Below are 5,085 nucleotides of genomic sequence, written 5' to 3' on the forward strand. Positions count from 1 at the left end.
TACTGCAGGGGGGACCCTGTGGGAGAGTAGGACGCCGCCGAACAATCATTCAGAAGAACCCCCATCCGGATTCCGGATGGGGGTTCTTCGCGTTTACCCGCAATTCGGACGGTGCCCGGCGTCGCCAGCTCCCGTGACCCCCGCCGAGTGGCTGCTCCTCCGTCAATATGCCGCTAAAACGGCGTGATCACTGGACTGATCAGCGGAATTTCGCCGCTCACGCCGTAGTCTCGAAGGCGGGGGAACAGGTGTCCGGGGGTGGCTCCCGGGCAGGGCCGGATCAAGAATGGTGCTCATGGGACGAGGCAGGCTACGCATCTACCTCGGGGCGGCCCCCGGGGTCGGCAAGACGTACGCCATGCTCGCCGAGGCGCACCGGCGGCAGGAGCGCGGGACGGACGTCGTGGTGGCGTTCGTCGAGGACCACGGCCGGCGACGGACCGCGGACCTGGTGGCCGGGCTGGAGGTCGTGCTGCGCCAGCAGGTGGTGCACCGGGGCGCCAGGTTCTCCGAGATGGACCTGGACGCCGTGCTGGCCCGGCGCCCGGAGGTGGCGCTGGTGGACGAGCTGGCTCACACCAACGTGCCCGGCTGCCGCAACGAGAAGCGCTGGCAGGACGTCGAGGAGCTGCTCGCGGCCGGGATCGACGTGATCTCCACCGTGAACGTCCAGCACCTGGAGTCGCTGGGCGACGCCGTCGAGGGCATCACCGGGGTGCGCCAGCGGGAGACCGTCCCCGACGAGGTGGTCCGCCGGGCGGACCAGATCGAGCTGGTGGACATGTCCCCGCAGGCGCTGCGGCGGCGGCTGGCGCACGGCAACGTGTACACCCCGGAGAAGGTCGACGCCGCGCTCGCCAACTACTTCCGCCCGGGCAACCTGACCGCACTGCGCGAGCTGGCGCTGCTGTGGACCGCGGACCGGGTGGACGAGTACCTGCAGAAGTACCGCGCGGAGCAGGGGATCGAGGGCACCTGGCAGGCCCGGGAGCGGATCGTTGTCGGCCTGACCGGCGGCCCCGAGGGGGCGACGTTGATCCGCCGGGCGGCCAGGATCGCGGCCCGGGTCTCCGGCGGCGAGCTGCTGGCGGTGCACATCTCCCGTTCGGACGGGCTCGCGGGCTCCGGCTCCCCGCAGACGCTGATCGAGCAGCGGGCCCTGGTGGAGAGCCTCGGCGGCTCCTTCCACAACGTCCTCGGCGACGACCCGGCCGGCGGGCTGCTGGACTTCGCCCGGGGGGTGAACGCCACCCAGATCGTTCTGGGCACCAGCCGCCGGCCCCGCTGGCAGTACCTGTACGGGCCGGGCGTGGGCACCGTGGTGACCCAGAAGGCCGGGGACATCGACGTCCACATGGTCACCCACGAGCACGCCGGGCACGGCCGCCGCGGCAAGATACCCGTGCGCCGGATCACGGACCTGGGCCGGACCCGGACCGTCGCGGGCTGGCTGATCGGGCTGGCCGGTCCGCCGCTGCTGGCGCTCGTGCTGACGGCGATCGGCGGGCTGGGACTGTCCACCGACATGCTGCTGTTCCTGTCGCTGACGGTGCTGGCGGCGCTGGTCGGCGGGCTGCTGCCGTCGATCGGCTCCGCGCTGGTCGGCTCCTCGGTGCTGAACTTCTACTTCACCCCGCCGCTGCACACGTTCTCCATCAACGAGCCGGAGAACATCATGGCGGTGGCGATATTCACCGTCGTCGGTTGCTCGGTCGCCTCCGTCGTGGACCTGGCGGCCCGGCGCACCCACCAGGCGGCCCGCTCCCAGACCGAGGCGCAGACGCTCAGCGCGCTGGCCGGCACGGTGCTGCGCGGCGCGCCGAACGGTGACGGGGTGCTGACCGCGCTGATGGAGCAGGTCCGGGAGACCTTCGGGCAGGAGAGCGCGGCCCTGCTGGAGCGGCCCGAACCGACCGGCGGCTGGGTGCCGGTCGCCACCGCCGGACCGCGTCCGCCGGAGCGGCCCGAGGAGGCCGATGTGGACGTCCCGGTCGGCGAGAGCCTGGCGCTGGTGCTGCGCGGCCGGGTGCTGCCCGGCGCGGACCGGCGGCTGCTGGGGGCGTTCGCGGCGCAGGCCGCCGTGGTGCTGGAACGCCGCCGGCTGGCCCGGGAGGCCGTCGCGGCCCGCCGGGAGGCCGAGGGCAACCGGATCCGGACCGCTCTGCTGGCCGCCGTCTCGCACGATCTGCGCACCCCGCTGGCGGGCATCAAGGCCTCGGTGAGTTCCCTGCGCTCGGCCGACGTCGAGTGGGACCCGGAGGACGAGGCCGAACTGCTGGCCGGGATCGAGGCCGGGGCCGACCGGCTCGACCACCTGATCAACAACCTGCTCGACATGAGCAGGCTGCAGACCGGCACCGTCACGCCGCTGATCCAGGAGACCGACCTGGACGAGGTGGTGCCGTACGCGCTCGGCGGCGTGCCGCCGGAGTCCGTCCGGCTGGAGGTCCCGGAGACGCTGCCGATGGTCCGGGCCGACGGCGGGTTGCTGGAGCGCTCGCTGGCCAACCTGGTCGAGAACGCCGTCAAGTACAGCCCGGACGGCGTCCGGGTGCTGGTCAAGGCCGACGCCCTGGAGCAGCCGGGCCGGCCCGGCCGGGTCGAGCTGCGGATCGTCGACCGCGGCCCGGGCGTGCCCGAGGAGGCCAAGGAGCGGATCTTCGCGCCGTTCCAGCGCTACGGGGACGCGCCGCGCGGCGCCGGGGTGGGCCTCGGGCTCGCGGTGGCGCGCGGGTTCGTCGAGGCGATGGACGGTACCGTCACCGCCGAGGACACCCCCGGCGGCGGACTCACCATGGTCGTCAGCCTGCCCGCGGTCGAGCGGCCGCCCGAACCGGACGGGCCGACCGGCGAGGGCCGCGATCCGCTCCCCCAGCTGATCACATGAGAACCGGCTGATCATGGCGGTCCGGGCGGAGCCCGTCGTACCGCAGGCCGAGACACAGTCCGTAAGATCCGACAGCCCGAAAGGCGGAGCCCGTAAATGACCCGGGTCCTCGTGGTGGACGACGAACCGCAGATCGTCCGCGCACTGGTGATCAACCTCAAGGCCCGCAAGTACGAGGTCGACGCGGCCCATGACGGCGCGAGCGCCCTGGAACTCGCGGCCGCCCGCCATCCGGACGTCGTCGTGCTCGACCTGGGCCTGCCCGACATGGACGGCGTCGAGGTGATCCGCGGCCTGCGCGGCTGGACCCGCGTGCCGATCATCGTGCTGTCGGCCCGGCACGCCTCCGACGAGAAGGTCGAGGCCCTGGACGCCGGCGCCGACGACTACGTCACCAAGCCCTTCGGGATGGACGAGCTGCTCGCCCGGATGCGGGCCGCCGTGCGCCGGGCCGAGCCGGTGGCCGGGGAGGACGACTCGCTGGTCGTCACCGAGAGCTTCACCGTCGACCTCGCCGCCAAGAAGGTCAACCGGGACGGCACCGACGTACGCCTCACGCCCACCGAATGGCACCTGCTGGAGGTGCTGGTCCGCAACGCCGGACGGCTGGTCAGCCAGACCCAGCTGCTCCAGGAGGTGTGGGGCCCGGCATACCGCACCGAGACCAACTACCTGCGGGTCTACCTCGCCCAGCTGCGCCGCAAGCTGGAGCGCGACCCCTCGCACCCGCGCCACTTCATCACCGAACCGGGCATGGGATACCGCTTCGAGAGCTGACCGCGCCGCGCCCCGGCGGCCGTGACGCCTGCCGCCGGGGTCCCGGAACCCGGTACCCTGCCGACATGAGTGGTGACAACAGCAGCGGCCGGCAGCAGGGGCGGTTCCGCCGCATGCTCAGCCGGCTGACCTCCTCGGCCGAGGAACTGGACGCCGAGGACCTGCGCCAGGAGAGCGCCGCCGAGTCGGGCTGCACGCCCATCGCCGGCTGTGCCGACCGTCAGCTGGTCACCGTCGCGGGCACGCTGCGCACGGTGACGCTCCGCCCGAGGGCCGGGGTGCCGGCCCTGGAGGCCGAGCTCTTCGACGGTACCGAGGCGCTGGAGGTCGTCTGGCTGGGCCGCCGCTCGATCGCCGGCATAGAGCCGGGCCGCCGACTGGTCGCCAGCGGCCGGATCAGCCACGCACGCGGGCGCCGCGTGCTGTTCAACCCCCGCTATGAGCTGCGTCCGGTCGGACACGGGAGCGAGTGAGCGTGAGCAACCACCCCGGCGGCGACGCCGCCGCCCGGATCGACCTGGACGCCGCCGACGTGGCCGCCTGGCAGGCCAGCGCCGCCGAGGAGGCCGCGGACGGCCTGGCGCGGACGATCGAGGGCACCGCGTCGGCCGCGGACCGGCCGCTGGACCCGGAGGCCGCCGAGGCCGCCCGGAAGGCCGCCTCCAAGGAGGCCGCCGACACCGTCCTCCAGGCCTTCGGCGGCGTGCGCGGCATGATCGACATGACGCTGCCCGGCCTGGTCTTCATCGTCACCTACAACATCACCCATCAGGTCAGCGCCGCCGCCTGGGCCGCGCTCGGCCTGAGCGCGCTGTTCGTGGTGGCCCGGCTGGCCCGGCGGGAGACCATCCAGCACGCCTTCAGCGGCGTGTTCGGTGTCGCCCTCGGCGCCTGGATCGCGATGAAGAGCGGCAAGGCCGAGGACTTCTACCTGCCCGGACTGCTCTGGAACGTCGGCTACTGCATCGCCCTGGCGGTCTCCGCCCTGGCGCGCTGGCCGATGATCGGGGTGATGCTCGGCCCGATCACCGGCGAGATGTTCACCTGGCGCAAGGAGAACCCGGGCCGTCTCGCCGCCTACACCAAGGCGACCTGGGCCTGGGTGGTGATCATGGGCCTCAAGCCGGTGATCCTCTTCCCGCTGTACTTCACCCACAACGTCAACCTGCTCGGCTGGCTGAAGGTCGCCCTCGGCATCCCGCCGCTGCTGCTGGCGATGTACGTCACCTGGCAGATCCTGCTGAAGGCGCCACCGCCGATCAAGGCGCCGGTGGACGACGAGGAGGAGCCGGCCAAGTAGCCGCTCCCGCCGGTACGGCCGAGGGGCCCCCCCCCCCCCCCCGGGGGGGGGGGCCCCCCCCCCGGGGGCCCCCCCCCCCCCGGGGGGCGCCACCCACCGGGCCTCCTACCAGGTGTAAAAG

The 5,085-nt window shown here is 73.0% G+C and carries 4 protein-coding genes; all 4 read left to right on the top strand.

What is annotated here, in order from left to right; all coding sequences use genetic code 11:
• Window positions 1–295 precede the first annotated feature (295 nt).
• The 4 genes from ACH4J0_RS03010 to ACH4J0_RS03025 all read left to right on the top strand — a co-directional run bounded on the left by ACH4J0_RS03010 (window position 296) and on the right by ACH4J0_RS03025 (window position 4,964).
• On the top strand, window positions 296–2,887 hold the full coding sequence (locus ACH4J0_RS03010; protein WP_396235941.1) for an ATP-binding protein: 2,592 nt from the start codon (window positions 296–298) through the stop codon (window positions 2,885–2,887).
• Between the two features lie 96 nt (window positions 2,888–2,983).
• Window positions 2,984–3,664: a response regulator gene (locus tag ACH4J0_RS03015; RefSeq protein WP_033351413.1), complete on the top strand. Its 681-nt coding sequence runs from the start codon at window positions 2,984–2,986 to the stop codon at window positions 3,662–3,664.
• 65 nt (window positions 3,665–3,729) lie between these two features.
• Entirely contained in the window at window positions 3,730–4,137 is a 408-nt protein-coding gene (locus ACH4J0_RS03020) for an OB-fold nucleic acid binding domain-containing protein (RefSeq protein WP_396235942.1), read from the top strand.
• A 2-nt stretch (window positions 4,138–4,139) separates the two neighbouring features.
• On the top strand, window positions 4,140–4,964 hold the full coding sequence (locus ACH4J0_RS03025; protein ID WP_396235943.1) for a DUF3159 domain-containing protein: 825 nt from the start codon (window positions 4,140–4,142) through the stop codon (window positions 4,962–4,964).
• The last annotated feature ends 121 nt before the right edge of the window (window positions 4,965–5,085 follow it).

This window comes from Kitasatospora sp. NPDC017646 (assembly GCF_044329365.1).
GTDB lineage: Bacteria > Actinomycetota > Actinomycetes > Streptomycetales > Streptomycetaceae > Kitasatospora.

Coding starts and splice junctions, on each gene's coding strand:
- ACH4J0_RS03010 (WP_396235941.1), top strand. CDS start 296: ATGGGACGAGGCAGGCTACGCATCTACCTCGGGGCGGCCCCCGGGGTC.
- ACH4J0_RS03015 (WP_033351413.1), top strand. CDS start 2,984: ATGACCCGGGTCCTCGTGGTGGACGACGAACCGCAGATCGTCCGCGCA.
- ACH4J0_RS03020 (WP_396235942.1), top strand. CDS start 3,730: ATGAGTGGTGACAACAGCAGCGGCCGGCAGCAGGGGCGGTTCCGCCGC.